Source organism: Xenorhabdus kozodoii, from assembly GCF_002632875.1.
Taxonomy (GTDB): Bacteria; Pseudomonadota; Gammaproteobacteria; order Enterobacterales; family Enterobacteriaceae; genus Xenorhabdus; species Xenorhabdus kozodoii.
The window spans coordinates 48,786-66,893 of the sequence record NZ_NJCX01000005.1 but is presented as its reverse complement, the minus strand read 5'-3'; the positions used below and the strand labels follow the sequence as shown (position 1 = coordinate 66,893).

The following is an 18,108-nucleotide window of genomic DNA, read 5'->3' as shown; positions in this document are numbered from 1 at the left end:
CAGTTTACTTCACACTTTGGCCTTTTTTTAATCGAAAAAGAGTGTTTTTTGCCATTAATTTGAAATTTTCAGTGTTTATTGCGTAATAAATTAGGCAAAAATTCTACATGGCAGTAAACCTCTTTTCAGGCCATCACATCAACACAGCCAATTTATTTTATGGTTCATTTCCTGTTTCAGTGATAACTTCTGATCCCAAGGTATCGTTTGCGTGATTAACCGCTTCTTTGCTTCATGATCCAACATCTGCCGGTTAATACGCCGTACATTTTTCAGGTCACGAATGTTTTCATGTCAAGAAAGTAAAGAGGGAAATAATGTCAAAACACACCCCACTCTATGATCAACATCTGGCATGCGGGGCACGCATGGTAGATTTTCATGGCTGGATGATGCCCCTGCACTATGGTTCACAAATCGACGAGCACCATACAGTGCGTACTGATGCCGGTATGTTCGACGTTTCCCACATGACAATTGTGGATTTACAGGGTTCAGGTTGCCGTGATTTTCTCCGTTACCTTTTGGCTAATGATATCGCCAAACTCACTGAACAGGGCAAGGCGCTGTATACCGCAATATTAACCGCTTCTGGCGGCGTCATTGATGACCTGATTGTCTACTTCTTCACTCATAACGCCTATCGTATGGTGGTTAACTCAGCAACCCGTGAGAAAGATCTGGCATGGATTAACCAACATGCTGAGAAATATGACGTTGAGATCACCGTGCGTGATGATTTGGCCCTGATTGCTGTCCAGGGACCAAATGCGCAAGTCAAAGTTCAATCTCTGTTCAGTGATGAACAAAAGCAAGCGGTAATGGGTATGAAGCCTTTCTTTGGTGTCCAGTCGGGAGCGCTATTTATTGCAACGACGGGTTATACCGGTGAAGCCGGTTATGAAATTGCCTTGCCTAAAGAACAAGCGGAAGGTTTTTGGCAGCAGCTATTAGCCGCCGGTGTGAAGCCTGCCGGATTGGGGGCGCGTGACACATTGCGCCTTGAAGCCGGTATGAACCTTTATGGCCAGGAAATGGATGAAACGGTTTCACCGCTGGCCGCCAATATGGGGTGGACAATTGCCTGGAAACCGGAAGATCGCCAGTTTATTGGACGTGAAGCATTGGAAAGACAACGTGAAACCGGTACTGAGCAATTAGTGGGACTGGTGATGCGTGAAAAAGGGGTATTGCGCGGTGGCTTAACGGTCAGCTTCACTGATGATTCCGGTGAACTGCGTTCTGGCGTGATTACCAGTGGGACATTCTCCCCAACCCTAGGATTTAGTATCGCCCTTGCACGTGTGCCACAAGGTATTGGCGAACAGGCGATTGTCCAGATCCGTAATCGTGAAATGCCTGTTCAGGTTGTTAAACCCGGTTTTGTGCGGATGGGTAAACCACTTGTCGCGTGATTTTTAGTTTTAATGTTTTGATTATTGTCACTTTTTATTGTTGTAGCTTTTGCTCAATGAACAAAAAACAAGGAGAAGGCAACGATGAGTCATGTACCAGCAGAATTGAAATATACAGAATCACATGAATGGGTTCGCTCGGAAGGAAATGGTGAATATACCGTAGGTATTACCGAACATGCCCAGAAGTTATTGGGAGATATGGTGTTTGTTGATTTGCCCGAAATCGGGACAGAGGTCAACAGCGGTGATGATTGTGCCGTTGTCGAGTCAGTTAAAGCAGCCTCTGATATTTACGCGCCAGTGAGTGGTAAGATTATCGCTGTTAACCCTGATCTGGAAAGTACGCCCGAATTAGTGAACAGTGAACCCTATAACGAAGGTTGGTTGTTCCGCATTAAAATAGCGGATGAAAGTGAACTCGATAATTTGCTTAATGCCGAAAGTTATCAGTCACTCTTGGAAGAAGACGAGTAATGGCTTTTAAATCGCCCCATATCACACCGTGACTGGGGCGTTTTTTTTGTGTCGTTTTTTTATCGCCGATAGATTTCAAGTGATAGACAACAAAGCGGTGACTTGGAAGACAAAGGCATAGCCAGTTTCAGGAAATTATCATCAATGACCCAGACACTAATCCAACTTGAAAATCAAGGTGAATTCATTCGTCGCCATATTGGTTCTTCTGCCGCACAGCAAACAGAGATGCTGGCGATAGTAGGCGCAAATTCTCTTGATGATCTGACCTATAAAATCGTTCCCCGTGATATCGCATTACCAGAACCTCCTGCGATCGGTGAAAGCGCGACTGAACAACAGGCATTGACTGAACTGAAAGCGATGGCAAGCCAAAACCAGCGCTATCAATCGTATATCGGTATGGGATATTCACCTGCAATACTTCCCCCCGTCATTTTGCGTAATTTACTGGAAAATCCGGGCTGGTATACCGCGTATACCCCTTATCAACCGGAGGTTTCCCAAGGCCGGTTAGAAGCCTTGCTGAATTTCCAGCAAGTCACGATTGACCTGACGGGCTTGGATCTGGCTTCTGCTTCATTGCTGGATGAAGCCACGGCAGCCGCAGAAGCGATGGCAATGGCAAAGCGGATCAGCAAGCTGAAAGGGGCTGAGCGTTTCTTTGTGGCTGATGATATTCATCCACAAACGTTAGATGTTGTACTGACCCGTGCTGAAACATTTGGGTTTGAAGTCATTGTTGATAAAGCAGAAAAAGTACTGGAGCTGGAAGGGATTTTTGGTGTCCTGCTGCAACAAGTCGGAACGACGGGCGAAGTCCATAACTACAGTAACCTGATTGAAAAACTGAAAGCGCGTAAAATCATTGTCAGCGTTGCCGCAGATTTCATGGCGCTGGTCACCCTGACTGCGCCGGGTAAACAAGGTGCGGATATTGTGTTTGGTTCTGCGCAGCGTTTTGGTGTCCCCATGGGCTATGGTGGCCCTCATGCTGCCTTCTTTGCTTGCCGGGATGAATTCAAACGCTCTATGCCTGGCCGTATTATCGGTGTTTCCCGTGATGCAGCGGGTAACCGGGCATTGCGTATGGCGATGCAAACACGTGAACAACATATTCGCCGTGAAAAAGCGAATTCCAATATCTGCACTTCGCAAGTCTTACTGGCCAATATTGCAGGCATGTATGCTGTTTACCATGGTGCAAAAGGCTTGAAGCGTATTGCTAACCGAATCCACCGACTGACAGACATTCTGGCCGCTGGCTTGCAAAAAGCGGGTATCACACTGCGTCATAAAACCTGGTTTGATACATTGTCTATTGAAGTGGCAGACAAGGCGCAGGTACTGGCAAGGGCGGCGAAAGCACAAATTAACCTACGAACCGATATTCTTGGTGCCGTTGGCGTATCCTTGAGTGAAAAGACTGACCGCGATGATTTGATAACCTTATATCAAGTGATAACGGGTTCTGACTCAGTACTGGATATCGATACCCTTGATCGTGAAGTTGCGACAAACAGCCAATCTATTCCGGCCTCCATGTTGCGTAATGACGAAATTTTGACACATGACAATTTCCGCCGTTACCACAGCGAAACCGACATGATGCGTTATATGCACAGTCTGGAGCGCAAAGATCTGGCTCTCAACCAAGCCATGATCCCGCTGGGTTCATGTACCATGAAACTGAATGCCGCAGCGGAAATCATGCCGATTACCTGGCCTGAATTCACCGACATGCATCCTTTCTGTCCACCGGAACAAGCACAGGGTTATCACCAGCTAATCAGCCAGCTTTCCCATTGGCTGGTATTGCTGACCGGATATGACGCCTTCTGTATGCAACCTAACTCTGGTGCACAGGGGGAGTATGCTGGCTTGCTGGCAATTCGTCGCTATTATGCCAGCCGTGATGAACAACATCGGCATATTTGCCTCATCCCAAGCTCTGCGCATGGCACAAACCCGGCTTCTGCCCATATGGCTGGGATGACGGTTGTTGTCGTGGATTGTGACAAAGAAGGCAATATTGATCGGGCTGATCTGCGTGAAAAAGCGGAAAAACACAGTGATAATCTGGCTTGTATCATGGTGACTTACCCATCAACTCATGGGGTGTACGAAGAAACCATCCGTGAAATTTGCGAAATCATTCATCAAAACGGTGGGCAGGTTTACTTGGATGGCGCGAATATGAACGCCCAAGTGGGTATTACGACACCGGGCTTTATTGGTGCAGATGTTTCGCACCTGAACCTGCACAAAACCTTCTGTATTCCCCACGGCGGTGGTGGCCCAGGTATGGGGCCGATTGGCGTGAAAAAACATCTTGCGCCATTTGTGCCTGGTCATTCAGTCGTTGAAATGGATGGTGTCACTGTATTAGGTGCGGTATCCGCAGCGCCGTTTGGTAGCGCATCCATTCTGCCAATTAGCTGGATGTATATTCGCATGATGGGGGCAAAAGGGCTGAAACAAGCCAGCCAGGTTGCGATTTTGAATGCAAACTACATTGCAACCCGCCTGAAAGGGGCTTATGAAATCCTCTATACCGGACGTGGTGGGTACGTTGCCCATGAATGTATTCTGGACATTCGCCCACTGAAAGACGAATTTGGTATCAGTGAGATGGATATCGCCAAGCGCCTGATTGACTACGGTTTCCATGCCCCAACCATGTCATTCCCGGTTGCGGGAACCTTGATGGTCGAGCCAACGGAATCAGAAAGCAAAGTTGAAATCGATCGCTTTATTGACGCGATGCTGGCCATTCGGGAAGAGATCAATAAAGTGGCAAGTGGCGAGTGGCCTTTGGAAGATAACCCTTTGGTTAATGCCCCACACGTTCAGGCTGAACTCATTTCAGATTGGGATCATGCATACAGCCGTGAAATTGCCGTTTTCCCAACCGCGGAAACCAAAGCCAATAAATATTGGTCGACGGTTAAACGTCTTGATGATGTTTACGGTGATCGCAATTTACATTGCTCTTGTGCACCCATTGACGATTATCGTTAGTTATATACCAATCCAACTTCAAGTTGCAGTTTGCAAGCCAATGAAAGTGTTTATATCTCCCCGCGCAGCGGGAAGATATAAGGCGCATCTTGAAAGGCAATTGGTATAAATTAACGAAACTCAATGAAAGCCGTGTTAGGGGATTTCTCTAACACGGCTTTTTTTATCAAGAAAATGATAACTCAATTAATATCCTGTATCTGTATGTTTAAAAAACAGATGTATTTTAAAATTGAAACGCTATCACTGCGGGTAATTTGACGATCAATTTAATTGAGGGTCTAAAATATCTATTACCTTAGCTAAGATTTCATCTACGATATTAGGTTCAGCTTGTGCCGAATAAGTCGCTTTGCGTTCATTCAAATCCAGTGAGCGAATCTGGTAGCAAAGTACGACACCCGTAATTTTTCCGGTGTCGGTATTTGAACCATCGAGATATACGGTAATCGCTTCAGAGCGTGCTAGCCCTCCACCACTGGTAATTGGAACACAAAGCGCAGTGCCTAATTTTTGATTCAGTGCAAATTCAGAGATAACCAGATAGTAATGTGCCCCTTTAAACTCTCTGCCGCTAACAGGATCGCCATTAGCATGCCAGATTTCACCTTTGCCTGGGATGTTCTTTCTACGCGGCATTAAATCACCTCATTACCAACAGGATGAGAATTTAGATCGTCGGCTGTTGCTTCGTTGAAAGCTCGAACTTCTGCATCATCAATGCCTTGCAACAATTCAGAAAGAGACTTCCGGCCTCTGGCAATTCTACCTGCTGGTTTGATGCTGATTCCGTCGCCAGACGTTGTGATATCCAATTTGATACCTACTGACCACCCCGTTACTGCTGCAACTTCACTGGGAATTGTGACAACCACTGCCCCGCCTTGTTGACGCAAACGTGTTATTGCCATAATAACCTCCTAATCAATGTGTAACTTTATCTCATCTATTGATTCTATCACAGAGTTTCACAAAGTCACACTTTATGCTTTTAATAAGGGGTCAAACAGAAGATTATGATTCCAAGGTGTTGTAATGATGTTTTTAATAGTCATCCCCCCAAAAACTGATGGGTTCATAAATAGACATTTCTCGCGACAAAATGAAAATACTCCACAATGCATTGATACGAATGGGGGCAGTTCAGGAAGGAATAAAAACGCATTCAATCATTGAGTTGACGAATCCACAAATTGATTAGGTTTCTCTGGTTTATGGAACTTCAAGCTGCCAGTTTTACCCGACAGCTTGATTTAGAAAAGAAAGGCGGGGGTTATTTCAACCAGCCTTTTTCTTTTGCTGCTTCCAATTGTGGCAGCAGGTATTTCCATAGTTCAGGATAACTTTCGGCAACAAAATCGAGCAGGTTGTAAACTTGCTCAAAGCGAATGCTATTCTCAACCCAACTCTGCCCTTGGTTATGCAGGTTCATGAATACGGGCATAATTCTATCAAGGGTTTTGGCAAAACGCGCTTCGGGAGTGATGGCATCTTCATATTCGTACCAAAGTTCCAGAAAATATTCTCTCTGGGTTGGTGGTAGTAAGCCAAAAATACGGTCAGCCGCTTTAACCTCTTGTTCGTGAATGGCTTCACGGGCAGCCAGATCGAACGCGATAACATCACCGGCATCTATCTCAACAATGTCATGAATCAAGGCCATCTGCATGACGCGGCTAATGTTCACATCTCCGGCATAAGGTGCAAAGCCAAGCACCGCAACAGCAAAATGCCAGCTATGTTCAGCGGAGTTTTCATGGCGTGTATTATTCAATAACTTCGTCTTACGATGGACATATTTTAATTTATCCAGCTCCATAATAAACGCAATAACATCGGTGAAAGGGCCGAAATCAACAGGAGGTACAGCTAATAACATATAGAAACCTCAATAATTATTTTTCTTCGTCGAGTGAGTAAGGCAATGTTTGCACAGTAAGAACACTGCCTTCATCTTCACGGATACGGAATACACTCTCTGCTCCCATATCATTATTCATGACAACTTGTACCCAGGTTAAACCATCAGCCATTTTGACCGCCGCCAACACAGACCCCGTCCGACGCCATTTATCACCCAATTGCCATTCCAAATCATCGCCAACGGCCGGCAGAGAAGCGGCCGTACCTGCCAGCCAGTACATGGCTCGCTTGTTTGCCCCGCGATATTTGGCTCGCGCCACCATTTCCTGACCGGTATAACAGCCTTTCTTAAAGCTGATACTGTTTTCGATTGCCTGGAGGTTAGTGGCTTGGGGAATAAATTGTGCACTACTGGCGGCATCAATCACGGGGAAACCGGCTTCAATCTCCAGCGCCAGCCATTGCTGGCTGTCATTCAACTGCGATTGAAACTCTTCGACTAACGTTTCAGTTAATTTAGCGGCAGTTGTTTTGTCCGTGACGATAAGAAAACGTTCAGCGGGAAGCGCCAAGTGGAGAAGGGTGGTGGTTTCGTGTTGGATAACCGGAGATTCGGTATCGGGCAAGGTTGGGAAGCGTGTTGTCAGTGCCTCCCGACTGCCCATACCGGCGACACCGAGCAAGATATTTTCTTCATCTTTGGCAAACGTTACCTTGGAAAACACCGCATACTTTTTCAATTCGGTTAACTGTGTTTCCAATAATGAGCGGCGTTCAATATAGGCAAAACCTTCACCACGTTGAAACAGCCGTAAGTTACTCCACATCTTGCCTTTGGCATCACAATGGGCAGTTAACACATGCTGGTTATCATTCAGGGAGGTAAGATCGGCTGTAATTTGGCCTTGCAGATATTTTTTTGCATCAGCACCAATCGCTGTCACTATCCCCCAATCATCAAGGGAAATTAAAGTCAAAGGGAGTGTTGCAGAAGGGGATGGATATTGTGCAGAAAACGGAATTTGGTAAGCCATAACAGCTCCTGCTAGTAAACTGACGAAGAAATAACACTAATGGTAAAAGAGAAGCGGCTCAATGCAAAGGGGTTATTCTTGTTATTGATAGATAATGTGTGCATTGTCAGTTTGTTGCGATGCGCTTCGCATCTTGCCGATATATCTGGTGTTCTTACCGGTGCAGATGATGAAAAACAGGCCAGAATCGTTGATAATCTTATCGCCGTCTTATGGCACGACTGAAAAATGATAAAGAGGCTTTTTAAACATGGATATTGACAATAAAGCACGTATTCACTGGGCTTGTCGTCGTGGAATGCGTGAACTGGATATTTCTATCATGCCATTTTTTGAATATGAATATGATTCATTAAGTGATGATGACAAACGGGTTTTCGTTCGTTTGCTGGAGTGCCCGGATCCGGATCTTTTCAATTGGCTCATGAATCATGGACGGCCCGAAGACGATGAGTTTTACCAGATGGTGAAATTGATCCAGAGCAGAAACCAAGCCCGTGGTCCTGTGGAACAATAAATTAAGGGCGTCTCGCTATACTCGCCTGTTTTCTACCGGCGTACATGGCGTCGCCATAATAGCGGCTTTATTGGCACCTTGGCCGATTAACAGCACTGGGTTCTGGCTTCCATTTTTCTGGTTTCCACTGTTTGCCATCACCATAAGGAGTTGGGTATGGAGCCAGAAAAATATCCGGCTGTGTCAGGGCAGGTTGGTCCTGTTTAAAGGCAACAAAGTGTATTGGCAAAAAGCCGCCTGGCGCATCGCTCAGCCACCGTGGTTCCATCGTTATGGAATGGTTGTTATGCTCCATGCATTTAATCAGACAGAAAATTCACGCCACCCGCCGCCCATGCGATTATGGATAGCATCCGATAGTGTGTCGCCTGCTGCGTGGCGTCATTTGAATCAACTGATGCGCCAGTACCCTGATGGTGACAAACGCTAAAACAGTGCTTCCATTTCAGCCAATATCTGCATGCACCATTCGCTTAAACGTTCATCTGTTTGTTCAAATTGGTTCACATCATCCAATGCCAGCCCGACAAAATATTTACCCTCTTCGGACAGCGGTTTCGGGCTGGTAAATTCATAACCCTCTGTCGGCCAGAACCCAATAAACTGTACCCCGGTTGGCAACAGATGGTGATACAACATGCCTAATGCATCCAAAAACCACTCGCTATAATCGATTTGATCACCCATTCCATACATGGCAACGATTTTTCCTGCCAGATCCAACGAAGGGAGTTGATCCCAAATAGCCAGCCAATCTTCCTGCAATTCACCGAAATCCCAGGTGGGAATACCGAGGATCAGGACAGAATATTCTTCCATTAAACAGGGATCGCAATCCTTGACATTATGCAACTCAATCAGATCTTCACCGAGTATATCGCGTATTTTTTCTGCTACCATTTCTGTATAGCATGTGCTGGAACCGTAAAATAGACCAATTTTCATCATTATTTATCAGGGAATTTCGATTATCAGGGGTGCTATTGTAACAGAATAATTGCTTTTTCAGGCATAATAGCCGATTGGAAGGCACAGATCAGCAGATAAAAAGGAGGCGTTGTGCCAAGAAAACACAACCGGTCAGACAACCCATTATCGGAAAATAATTCGATTAAACCGCATTCATCGGATAATCCCCTGATAGAACAATTTCTCGATACCATCTGGCTGGAAAAAGGTTTGGCTGAAAATACCCTGGCATCTTATCGGCTTGATTTACAAGCCTTGAACAATTGGCTGGTACATTATGGTCACGATTTACTTTCAGTGCAGCCGATAGAATTACAATCATTTTTGGCTGAACGCGTGGATGGCGGCTATAAAGCCAGTAGTTCAGCCCGCTTGCTGAGTGCAATGCGGCGGTTGTTTCAGTACCTATATCGTGAAAGAATGCGGGAAGATGATCCGACTGCATTATTATCTGCACCTAAATTGCCTAAACGTTTGCCTAAGGATCTCAGCGAAAAGCAAGTTGAAGATCTGCTTAACACGCCTTTGGTTGACCAACCCATTGAACTGCGGGATAAGGCCATGCTGGAAGTCCTTTATGCTTGCGGATTGCGAGTATCAGAATTGGTTAGCCTGACTTTATCTGATGTGAGCTTACGCCAGGGCGTGGTCAGAATAGTGGGAAAGGGAAATAAGGAAAGATTGGTTCCTTTGGGAGAAGAAGCGGTTTATTGGCTGGAAAAATATTTGGAACATGGACGCCCGTGGTTATTGAATGGGGCCGTATCCGATGTGTTTTTCCCCAGTAAGCGGGGAACACAGATGACACGGCAGACGTTTTGGCATCGGATCAAACACTATGCTGTATTGACGGGCATTAATGCTGAACGTTTATCACCCCATGTCTTACGCCATGCTTTTGCAACCCACTTACTTAATCATGGCGCTGACTTACGTGTTGTGCAGATGTTATTAGGCCATAGCGACCTCTCCACAACCCAGATTTACACCCATGTAGCAACTGAACGTCTCAAAATGCTGCATCAACAACATCATCCCCGTGGTTAGCTGCGGAGTCAGATGACAATTAAGGAACAAATAATGAAGAAAATTGCGTTTTGCCTTTCATTACTGTTGACTGCTGTTGCCAACAATGCCTTTGCGGATGAGAACGCTATCAATAAGTCACTCTCTAAAATGGGGCTTAAGGCAGAAAGTATCACGCCATCAAAACTGTCAGGTGTGAATGCCGTTTTAACCGATCAGGGCATTGTATACGTGTCTGATGATGGTAACTACCTGTTACAAGGGCCACTTTACGATATTCGTGGCGAAGTCCCAAAAAATGTCAGTAATCAGGTTCTGGTTAAAAAACTGGAGGCTTTGAAAAATCAAATGATTATTTACAAAGCGCCAAAAGAAAAACATGTTGTGACTGTTTTTACTGACATTACCTGTGGTTATTGCCGCAAATTGCACGAGAACATGAAAGAATATAACGACTTAGGGATCACTGTCCGTTATCTGGCATTCCCTCGTCATGGTTTGGAACACTCATCAGCCAAAGATATGCAATCCATTTGGTGCAGTGCGACGCCAAACAAATCACTGAACGCTGCTTTCAAAGGCGAGAAAGTTTCCCCAATTAAAGCGTGCAAGACAGATATCGCGAAACAATATCAGCTAGGCTTGCAGTTTAACGTCCGAGGGACACCGGCGATCGTTCTAAAAGATGGCACTGTACTTGGTGGTTATTTGTCACCCCAAGATTTGCTGGCTGCATTGACACAACATGGCGAATGATCGAAATCGATCAGGTATCCCATGTCGTGAAGATGAGTGGGTAAATTAAAAACGAGTTAATAAAAATCAGTGAATAAAAAACTGTGAGTAGAGAAATACAACTCCGCCGCCGACTGGCGGCGGCTTCTGATCATCTTCCTGACACTATTCATCCACTATTGCGCCGCTTATACGCTATGCGTGGCATACGTCAAGCTGATGAACTGGAACGTAGTGCAAAGGGACTTCTTAATTACCAATCCCTCAACGGCATTGAGCAGGCGGTTGCCTTGCTGGTCACTGCATTACATGAACATTGGCGCATTGTGATTGTTGGCGATTTTGATGCAGATGGCGCGACCAGCACCGCATTGAGCATCCGTGCCCTACAGGCAATGGGATATCGTAACCTTGATTACCTTGTTCCAAACCGTTTTGAAGATGGTTATGGGTTAAGTGTTCAGGTGGTTGATGAAGTTGTCAAAAGAAATGCAGACTTAATTATCACCGTGGATAACGGGATCTCATCCCACGATGGGGTCGCCGCAGCCCATCAACATGGCATTAAGGTCATCGTGACTGATCACCATTTACCGGGTGAAACACTGCCCGCCGCAGATGCCATGATCAATCCCAACTTAGTTGACTGTGTTTTTCCTTCTAAGTCCTTGGCAGGGGTTGGCGTCGCATTTTATCTGATGTCTGCTCTCAGGGCTGAATTGCGTCAATTGGCCTGGTTTGAACAACAAGGCATTCCATTACCCAATTTAGCGGAGCTGCTTGATTTAGTGGCATTAGGCACAGTCGCCGATGTTGTTCCCCTCGATACCAATAACCGCATTCTGGTATACCAAGGACTTAATCGCATTCGAGCCGGACGCTGTTGTGCCGGGATACAGGCGCTGCTCGAAATTTCCAAACGGGAATCGACAAAACTGGTAGCCAGTGATTTGGGGTTTGCATTAGGACCCAGATTAAATGCCGCCGGTCGGCTGGATGATATGTCTGTTGGGGTGGCGTTATTGCTGACCGATGATAAGGTACAAGCCCGCCAGATTGCTTGTGAACTGGATGCACTGAACCAAACCCGTCGGGAAATTGAACAAGGCATGCAGCAAGAAGCCTTGCAGATTTGCGACAAAATCGAGCGCACTCATACTCAGCTCCCTTATGGACTGGCTATTTACCATCCCGAATGGCATCAGGGGGTCGTGGGTATTTTGGCCTCACGCATTAAAGAGCGCTTCCACCGTCCCGTTATTGCCTTTGCTCCGGTGGGCGATGGCACGTTGAAAGGCTCAGGGCGTTCCGTAAATGGTTTACATATGCGCGATGCACTTGAGCGTCTTGATACCCTGCATCCAGGGCTGATGTTGAAGTTTGGCGGACATGCGATGGCGGCGGGATTGTCGATTGAACAAGACAAATTTGACCTCTTTCAGCGCTGTTTTTCCGGGCTGGTGGCAGACTGGATGGATATCAGCCAACTTGAAGGTGTGATCTGGAGCGACGGTGAATTAGCATTGGAAGAGTTATCGCTGGACATTGCCGAAATTCTGCGTGAGGGCGGCCCATGGGGGCAGGCATTTGCGGAGCCTGTTTTTGATGGCAAATTCAAGCTATTGCAACAACGCCTCGTGGGTGAAAAGCACCTGAAAGTCATGCTTGAACCATTAAATGGCGGACCCATGTTAGATGGCATCGCATTTAACATTGATGTCAGTCGTTGGCCGGATAATAGTATCAAAACGGTAGAATTGGCCTATAAACTGGATATTAACGAATTTCGCGGTCATCGTGATGTTCAGCTTTTGATCCAGCATATTTGGCTCGATTGAATGAACTGAGATATTCGAGCGCAGCGCAGCCAACTCAGCCAATAACAAGGCGGCAATTTAAAAGATGAAGGGTATAAACCCTTCGATAGATCCGTTACAATGCACGGTTCGAAAATATCCATGCGACCATCGTTTATTCAATAATACACAACGTATAAGACACGAAATATGTTTGAAATTAATCCGGTAAAAAATCACATTCAGGACCTGTCTGAGCGGACAGCCGTTCTGAGGGGGTATCTTTGACTATGATGCCAAGAAAGAACGCCTAGAAGAAGTCAATGCTGAACTCGAACAGCCTGATGTCTGGAATGAACCGGAACGGGCACAGGCGTTGGGTAAAGAACGCTCATCACTTGAAAGCATCGTAGAAACCATCGATCAGTTGACTCAAGGGTTAGAAGATGTAAACGGCTTACTGGAATTGGCCGTTGAAGCTGATGACGAAGAAACCTTCGATGAAGCCGTCGCTGAATTGGCACAGCTCACAGAGAAATTAGGCCAACTTGAATTCCGTCGCATGTTCTCTGGCGAATATGACAACGCAAACTGCTATCTGGATCTTCAAGCGGGATCGGGGGGTACAGAGGCACAAGACTGGGCCAGCATGTTGATGCGCATGTACCTGCGTTGGGCAGAATCCAAAGGCTTCAAGACAGAGATTATTGAAGAGTCTGATGGTGACGTTGCGGGTTTGAAATCTGCCACCATCAAGATCATTGGTGAATATGCTTACGGTTGGTTGCGTACAGAAACGGGTGTTCATCGCTTGGTACGTAAAAGTCCTTTTGATTCAGGTGGTCGCCGTCATACATCATTCAGCTCTGCCTTTATCTATCCAGAAGTGGATGATGATATTGATATCGAGATCAACCCGGCTGATTTACGCATTGATGTATACCGCGCTTCTGGTGCGGGTGGTCAGCACGTTAACAAAACCGAATCGGCAGTACGTATCACCCACGTACCGACGGGTACGGTAACCCAATGTCAGACAGACCGTTCTCAGCATAAAAACAAAGACCAGGCGATGAAACAGTTGAAAGCGAAACTGTACGAACTGGAAATGCAGAAGAAGAATGCAGATAAACAAGCAATGGAAGAGAACAAATCGGACATCGGTTGGGGCAGTCAGATTCGCTCTTACGTTTTGGATGACTCCCGCATTAAAGATTTGCGTACTGGCGTAGAAACCCGCAATACACAATCTGTGCTGGATGGGGATTTGGACAAATTCATTGAAGCAAGCCTAAAAGCTGGCCTATGAGGAACTAAAATGTCGCAACAACAGCAAGGTGCTGAACAGGCTCCTGATTTAAATAACGAACTGAAAACCCGCCGTGAAAAACTGGCTGCTTTGCGCAGCAACGGCATTGCTTTCCCAAATGATTTTCGTCGCGAAAACATTTCCGCAGATCTGCATGCAACATACGATGCCAAGACTAAGGAAGAACTGGAAGCGCTTGACATTGAAGTGACGGTTGCGGGTCGCATGATGACACGTCGCATCATGGGCAAGGCATCTTTTGCCACCCTGCAAGATATGGGCGGTCGCATTCAGATCTACGTTTCCCGTGATGACTTGCCGGAAGGCATTTACAACACTCAGTTCAAGAAATGGGATTTGGGTGACATTTTAGGCGCACGCGGTAAGCTGTTCAAAACTCAAACAGGCGAACTATCCATCCACTGTACTGAGTTGCATCTGCTGACTAAGGCATTGCGCCCACTGCCGGATAAATTTCACGGCTTGGCGGATCAGGAAACTCGCTATCGCCAGCGCTATTTGGATCTGATCTCGAATGATGAATCACGCAAGACATTCCAGATCCGTTCCCGCGTGATGTCTGCATTACGCAACTTCATGACCAAAAAAGACTTCATGGAAGTTGAAACGCCAATGATGCAGGCGATCCCAGGTGGTGCAAGTGCGCGTCCATTCATTACGCACCATAACGCGCTGGATATCGACATGTACCTGCGCATTGCGCCGGAACTGTACTTGAAACGTTTGGTGGTCGGTGGTTTTGAGCGTGTTTTCGAAATCAACCGCAACTTCCGTAACGAGGGTGTCTCTCCACGCCACAATCCAGAGTTCACCATGATGGAACTCTATATGGCTTACGCGGATTACCAAGATCTGATCGTCCTGACCGAAGAACTGTTCCGTACGTTGACCCAAGAAGTGCTGGGTACAACGTGGGTGAAATACGGTGAACAGGAATTCGATTTTGGCAAGCCTTTTGTCAAGATGACCATGAAAGAAGCAATCTGCAAATATCGTCCAGAAACCAATATGGCCGATTTGGATGATATGGACAAAGCGGTTGCTATCGCGAAATCCCTGGGGATTGATGTTGAAAAAGGCTGGGGCTTGGGTCGCGTTCAGTGTGAAATCTTTGAAGAAACCGCGGAAAGCCACCTGATTCAGCCGACATTTATTACAGAATATCCGGCAGAAGTTTCTCCGCTGGCACGCCGTAACGATGACAACCCATTCATAACTGATCGTTTTGAATTCTTCATCGGTGGTCGTGAAATTGGTAACGGCTTCTCGGAGTTAAACGACGCGGAAGATCAGGCAGAACGTTTTGCAGAGCAGGTTCGCCAGAAAGATCAAGGTGACGACGAAGCGATGTTCTACGATGAAGACTACGTGACGGCACTGGAGCATGGCTTACCGCCAACAGCGGGTTTAGGAATTGGTATCGACCGCATGGTGATGCTGTTCACTAACAGCCATACCATCCGTGACGTTATTCTTTTCCCGGCAATGCGTCCTCATAAATAATCATTTTTGATTAATATCAGTGAAACGCCCTATCCGGTTAATCAGACAGGGCGTTTTTACATTCATCAAACAGGCTTAAACAACTGGCTGAAATATAGACAGATATTAACGATATACTGCTTGCTGAGATTCAGTAAGGGGTATATATTTGACGCCATCACTTCGTTGATGCGGGTGTAGCTCAATGGTAGAGCAGAAGCTTCCCAAGCTTAAGACGGGGGTTCGATTCCCCTCACCCGCTCCAAATGAACATTTCTTAAAATCCCTATTACCTTATCGTGCATTTCTTCGGATTTTGAATAACTGATAGTTTCTCTATTCAGCCTTTTTATTCGAGTACGCTGGGTTAAATTCGTGCTCTCTATACGCTGGATAAATTTTGGTCATGCTTCATCCTTATAAAGCTGGAAGCATATCACTAACTATTTAATACATGACCCAATGAATGGGTTGTTATCATAAAGCCAGAAAATAAATACAACTAAGGACTGTAATCCTAATATCTAATACAGTAACGGTATCATTATTTGTTGTGCTTTAATAAATTCAGTTACTAATGATTAAATCAACCCCAACATCAGAAACTATAAATAACTGATATTCATTTCTGATGTTGTGATGGTTTTAGACAAACGTTTTACCATTCTCCATAAGGGTACTCTTTCCCCTTGATAAAGGATTTTATTTCCTCAGAATATTCACCATAGCCATCAGGATGGTTTGTTTTATCTTGGCATACCGTCATCTTATCGCCAGAAACGGATTCACCTGTAGAGACCAACATATTATTGCCGTCATTTTTACTATAACCCCGTAACCAAGCCTTGGCGGTTCCACCTGGAGCCAGGCCAATAAATAGCGTATCACGATAGAATATGCGATCTTTAATCAAGTGCCCGGCAGAAGGTTCTCTCATCAATTTTCTGACATCGGGCGTAAAAATAAATTTTGTCTGATAGGTTTTTTTATCGATCACCGAATCCCAGCAAACCAATAATGACTGAGGTAGGGCTTCACCGTGATTTTTTACGGCACTGCTAATTCCCCCTGCCTTTTTATCCCATCTGTCTGTGCTGCTAAAGTCTGAATTGGCACCATCAGGCATAAATTTTTGTACGATATAGTCATCTTCATCCCAAAACTGGACAAAGCTGATGCTGGCGTAAAAATATTTCGGCGTAACGAATTTAAATTCCCACCTGTTATAGGGAAGTGGCTCACTGTGACGTACAATCGGCTTGTAATTCACCACACGGTTTTCTGAATATCCAAACGCCTTAGCAAGCTCTGTAATGTATATATAAGCCAATCCCCCTAATATCAGCAGGACATGTCCTATGATAATGAATAAAATTAATATCTTTCTCCTCATTTTGAAATATCCTTACCGTTTTTATCAAAAATATAGCAGAATCATATTAATATGATTCTGCTATATGAACTATTGGCGGACACATGCCACAAGGATTGGTTTAACAGGCTGCCACTCTCCCCACAGTTTGCGCTATGCCTGGGCACAGGATGCTTTGCATTTTTACCAACAATATAGGCTAAATAAGATATCAAAATCGTAAGGATGCTTTTTCTGGGTCAGGTAGTTCAACGGATTGAATATGTGACTTATATTTTTTTATATTCCGCAGGCGTCGCTGCAACCAATTTTTTGAAGTTTCTATGAAAGTGGCTTTGGTCATAAAAACCTAATTCAGTTGCTACAGACGCTATATTCATTCCTTGCTTCAAAAGTACTTTTGCTTCATTAATGCGCATTGCGATTTGCATCGCATGTGGAGTAATACCATATGCCTTTCGAAATGCGTGGATAATATGATATTCACTCAATTGAGAGTGAACAGCAATATCCTTTATCGATATATTGCTTCGGAAATTTTCACAAATATATTCATACGCCTTAGATACATTATCTTTTGGTACAAATTTCTCTAAAGGTATGGAATTGGACTGTGAAAACAGATTGGAAAAAAAAGAGATGCTTTCTTCTTCCGTTTTCATTTTGTCTTTATCAAGAATAATTGTGTTGGCTAATTCTTGAAACTGTATATAAAGTTTTGGAGAATCGGTATGATTAATTGAGAACGGAATAAAATTTGTTACTCTTTCACCTATAACCATCGATTGCACATAACCTAACCATTTGGGACATACATACAACATTTTGTAGCTCCAATTTGTATCTGGTATTGGGTTGCATGAATGAACCTCCAGAGGGTTAATGATGACAAGAGAACCTTTTTGTATTCTACGCTTAATATTACTATTGAAGTAATCACTATAACCACAATCTACAGCTCCAATGGAAAATTCTTTATGAGTGTGTTTCCCGTAACAGGCTTTCGAGTTTTTAGAAGAGCGTAGCTCAATGGGTACTGCGCTCGAACGATAGAATTTTTGCTTGGTCATT

General features: G+C 45.1%; 18 protein-coding genes, 1 tRNA gene and 2 pseudogenes. 13 read left to right on the top strand and 8 right to left on the bottom strand.

Annotated elements, in window-relative coordinates; translation table 11 throughout:
* Positions 1–317: 317 nt before the first annotated feature.
* The 3 genes from gcvT (at position 318) to gcvP (ending at position 4,913) form a co-directional block, all read left to right on the top strand.
* Positions 318–1,415: a glycine cleavage system aminomethyltransferase GcvT gene (gene gcvT, locus Xkoz_RS04485; RefSeq protein WP_099140956.1), complete on the top strand. Its 1,098-nt coding sequence runs from the start codon at positions 318–320 to the stop codon at positions 1,413–1,415.
* A gap of 84 nt (positions 1,416–1,499) precedes the next feature.
* Complete coding sequence (gene gcvH, locus Xkoz_RS04480) at positions 1,500–1,892, top strand: glycine cleavage system protein GcvH (protein WP_099140955.1); 393 nt, start codon at positions 1,500–1,502, stop codon at positions 1,890–1,892.
* Positions 1,893–2,036: 144 nt separating this feature from the next.
* Positions 2,037–4,913 (top strand): aminomethyl-transferring glycine dehydrogenase, encoded by a 2,877-nt coding sequence (gene gcvP, locus Xkoz_RS04475; RefSeq protein ID WP_099140954.1) that lies wholly within the window; start codon positions 2,037–2,039, stop codon positions 4,911–4,913.
* Positions 4,914–5,177: 264 nt separating this feature from the next.
* Here the strand turns inward: gcvP and Xkoz_RS04470 are convergent, their stop codons facing one another.
* From Xkoz_RS04470 to ygfZ, 4 genes are all read right to left on the bottom strand, one after another.
* Positions 5,178–5,552 carry a type II toxin-antitoxin system PemK/MazF family toxin gene (locus tag Xkoz_RS04470; protein ID WP_099140953.1) on the bottom strand — a complete coding sequence of 125 codons (375 nt, stop codon included), beginning with the start codon at positions 5,550–5,552 and terminating at the stop codon, positions 5,178–5,180.
* Positions 5,552–5,824: an AbrB/MazE/SpoVT family DNA-binding domain-containing protein gene (locus tag Xkoz_RS04465; protein WP_099140952.1), complete on the bottom strand. Its 273-nt coding sequence runs from the start codon at positions 5,822–5,824 to the stop codon at positions 5,552–5,554. The genes Xkoz_RS04470 and Xkoz_RS04465 overlap by 1 nt, the downstream gene beginning before the upstream one ends.
* Positions 5,825–6,186: 362 nt before the next feature.
* Positions 6,187–6,792 carry an HD domain-containing protein gene (locus Xkoz_RS04460; RefSeq protein ID WP_099140951.1) on the bottom strand — a complete coding sequence of 202 codons (606 nt, stop codon included), beginning with the start codon at positions 6,790–6,792 and terminating at the stop codon, positions 6,187–6,189.
* Between the two features lie 16 nt (positions 6,793–6,808).
* Entirely contained in the window at positions 6,809–7,810 is a 1,002-nt protein-coding gene (gene ygfZ, locus Xkoz_RS04455) for a tRNA-modifying protein YgfZ (protein ID WP_099140950.1), read from the bottom strand.
* Positions 7,811–7,849: 39 nt separating this feature from the next.
* Here ygfZ and Xkoz_RS04450 point away from each other — a divergent pair, with 39 nt between their 5' ends.
* Genes Xkoz_RS04450 through Xkoz_RS04440 form a run of 3 tightly spaced genes read left to right on the top strand, consistent with a single transcriptional unit; the run spans position 7,850 to position 8,757 of the window.
* Positions 7,850–8,035 carry a hypothetical protein gene (locus tag Xkoz_RS04450; RefSeq protein ID WP_099140949.1) on the top strand — a complete coding sequence of 62 codons (186 nt, stop codon included), beginning with the start codon at positions 7,850–7,852 and terminating at the stop codon, positions 8,033–8,035.
* Between the two features lie 25 nt (positions 8,036–8,060).
* A complete protein-coding gene (sdhE, locus tag Xkoz_RS04445; RefSeq protein WP_099140948.1) occupies positions 8,061–8,327 on the top strand; it encodes an FAD assembly factor SdhE in 267 nt (88 codons plus the stop codon).
* Positions 8,308–8,757 carry a protein YgfX gene (locus tag Xkoz_RS04440; protein WP_099140947.1) on the top strand — a complete coding sequence of 150 codons (450 nt, stop codon included), beginning with the start codon at positions 8,308–8,310 and terminating at the stop codon, positions 8,755–8,757. Before sdhE ends, Xkoz_RS04440 begins: the two co-directional genes overlap by 20 nt.
* Here Xkoz_RS04440 and fldB read toward each other — a convergent pair.
* Positions 8,754–9,272 (bottom strand): flavodoxin FldB, encoded by a 519-nt coding sequence (fldB, locus tag Xkoz_RS04435; protein WP_099140946.1) that lies wholly within the window; start codon positions 9,270–9,272, stop codon positions 8,754–8,756. The genes Xkoz_RS04440 and fldB overlap by 4 nt on opposite strands.
* A gap of 165 nt (positions 9,273–9,437) precedes the next feature.
* On the opposite strand from fldB, the gene xerD reads away from it, so the two are divergent.
* The 6 genes from xerD to Xkoz_RS04405 all read left to right on the top strand — a co-directional run bounded on the left by xerD (position 9,438) and on the right by Xkoz_RS04405 (position 15,930).
* Positions 9,438–10,343, top strand: coding sequence for a site-specific tyrosine recombinase XerD (gene xerD / locus Xkoz_RS04430; RefSeq protein WP_099141119.1), 906 nt, complete (start codon positions 9,438–9,440; stop codon positions 10,341–10,343).
* Between the two features lie 33 nt (positions 10,344–10,376).
* Positions 10,377–11,078 (top strand): bifunctional protein-disulfide isomerase/oxidoreductase DsbC, encoded by a 702-nt coding sequence (dsbC, locus tag Xkoz_RS04425; RefSeq protein WP_099140945.1) that lies wholly within the window; start codon positions 10,377–10,379, stop codon positions 11,076–11,078.
* Between the two features lie 83 nt (positions 11,079–11,161).
* Positions 11,162–12,895, top strand: a complete 1,734-nt coding sequence (recJ, locus tag Xkoz_RS04420) for a single-stranded-DNA-specific exonuclease RecJ (protein WP_099140944.1) — start codon at positions 11,162–11,164, stop codon at positions 12,893–12,895.
* A gap of 168 nt (positions 12,896–13,063) precedes the next feature.
* Positions 13,064–14,162, top strand: a protein-coding gene (gene prfB / locus Xkoz_RS04415) for a peptide chain release factor 2 (protein ID WP_099140943.1) whose coding sequence is annotated in 2 segments (ribosomal slippage) — positions 13,064–13,138 and positions 13,140–14,162 — 1,098 coding nt in all. Because the reading frame shifts where the segments join, the coding sequence is not laid out codon by codon here.
* A gap of 9 nt (positions 14,163–14,171) precedes the next feature.
* Positions 14,172–15,686, top strand: coding sequence for a lysine--tRNA ligase (gene lysS / locus Xkoz_RS04410; protein WP_099140942.1), 1,515 nt, complete (start codon positions 14,172–14,174; stop codon positions 15,684–15,686).
* A 170-nt stretch (positions 15,687–15,856) separates the two neighbouring features.
* Positions 15,857–15,930: transfer RNA gene (locus Xkoz_RS04405), tRNA-Gly, on the top strand.
* On the opposite strand, the pseudogene Xkoz_RS04400 reads toward Xkoz_RS04405, so the two are convergent.
* Both Xkoz_RS04400 and Xkoz_RS04395 read right to left on the bottom strand, forming a co-directional pair.
* A pseudogene (locus Xkoz_RS04400) lies at positions 15,896–16,066 on the bottom strand (IS1 family transposase); the annotation flags it as partial. The gene Xkoz_RS04405 and the pseudogene Xkoz_RS04400 overlap by 35 nt on opposite strands.
* Before the next feature lie 257 nt (positions 16,067–16,323).
* Positions 16,324–17,058, bottom strand: coding sequence for a DUF2931 family protein (locus Xkoz_RS04395; protein WP_244183391.1), 735 nt, complete (start codon positions 17,056–17,058; stop codon positions 16,324–16,326).
* 64 nt (positions 17,059–17,122) lie between these two features.
* On the opposite strand from Xkoz_RS04395, the pseudogene Xkoz_RS04390 reads away from it, so the two are divergent.
* Positions 17,123–17,224, top strand: a pseudogene (locus Xkoz_RS04390) (integrase domain-containing protein); the annotation flags it as partial.
* Positions 17,225–17,306: 82 nt separating this feature from the next.
* On the opposite strand, the gene Xkoz_RS04385 reads toward Xkoz_RS04390, so the two are convergent.
* Positions 17,307–18,107: an AraC family transcriptional regulator gene (locus Xkoz_RS04385; RefSeq protein WP_099140941.1), complete on the bottom strand. Its 801-nt coding sequence runs from the start codon at positions 18,105–18,107 to the stop codon at positions 17,307–17,309.
* Position 18,108: the final 1 nt, after the last annotated feature.

Bases quoted from the DNA above. Each gene is read 5' to 3' on its own strand.
- gcvP (WP_099140954.1), top strand. From the start codon at position 2,037: ATGACCCAGACACTAATCCAACTTGAAAATCAAGGTGAATTCATTCGT.
- gcvH (WP_099140955.1), top strand. From the start codon at position 1,500: ATGAGTCATGTACCAGCAGAATTGAAATATACAGAATCACATGAATGG.
- lysS (WP_099140942.1), top strand. From the start codon at position 14,172: ATGTCGCAACAACAGCAAGGTGCTGAACAGGCTCCTGATTTAAATAAC.
- Xkoz_RS04460 (WP_099140951.1), bottom strand. From the start codon at position 6,792: ATGTTATTAGCTGTACCTCCTGTTGATTTCGGCCCTTTCACCGATGTT.
- Xkoz_RS04450 (WP_099140949.1), top strand. From the start codon at position 7,850: ATGGTAAAAGAGAAGCGGCTCAATGCAAAGGGGTTATTCTTGTTATTG.
- Xkoz_RS04385 (WP_099140941.1), bottom strand. From the start codon at position 18,107: ATGACCAAGCAAAAATTCTATCGTTCGAGCGCAGTACCCATTGAGCTA.
- dsbC (WP_099140945.1), top strand. From the start codon at position 10,377: ATGAAGAAAATTGCGTTTTGCCTTTCATTACTGTTGACTGCTGTTGCC.
- Xkoz_RS04395 (WP_244183391.1), bottom strand. From the start codon at position 17,058: ATGAGGAGAAAGATATTAATTTTATTCATTATCATAGGACATGTCCTG.
- ygfZ (WP_099140950.1), bottom strand. From the start codon at position 7,810: ATGGCTTACCAAATTCCGTTTTCTGCACAATATCCATCCCCTTCTGCA.
- Xkoz_RS04470 (WP_099140953.1), bottom strand. From the start codon at position 5,552: ATGCCGCGTAGAAAGAACATCCCAGGCAAAGGTGAAATCTGGCATGCT.
- gcvT (WP_099140956.1), top strand. From the start codon at position 318: ATGTCAAAACACACCCCACTCTATGATCAACATCTGGCATGCGGGGCA.
- fldB (WP_099140946.1), bottom strand. From the start codon at position 9,272: ATGAAAATTGGTCTATTTTACGGTTCCAGCACATGCTATACAGAAATG.
- Xkoz_RS04465 (WP_099140952.1), bottom strand. From the start codon at position 5,824: ATGGCAATAACACGTTTGCGTCAACAAGGCGGGGCAGTGGTTGTCACA.
- sdhE (WP_099140948.1), top strand. From the start codon at position 8,061: ATGGATATTGACAATAAAGCACGTATTCACTGGGCTTGTCGTCGTGGA.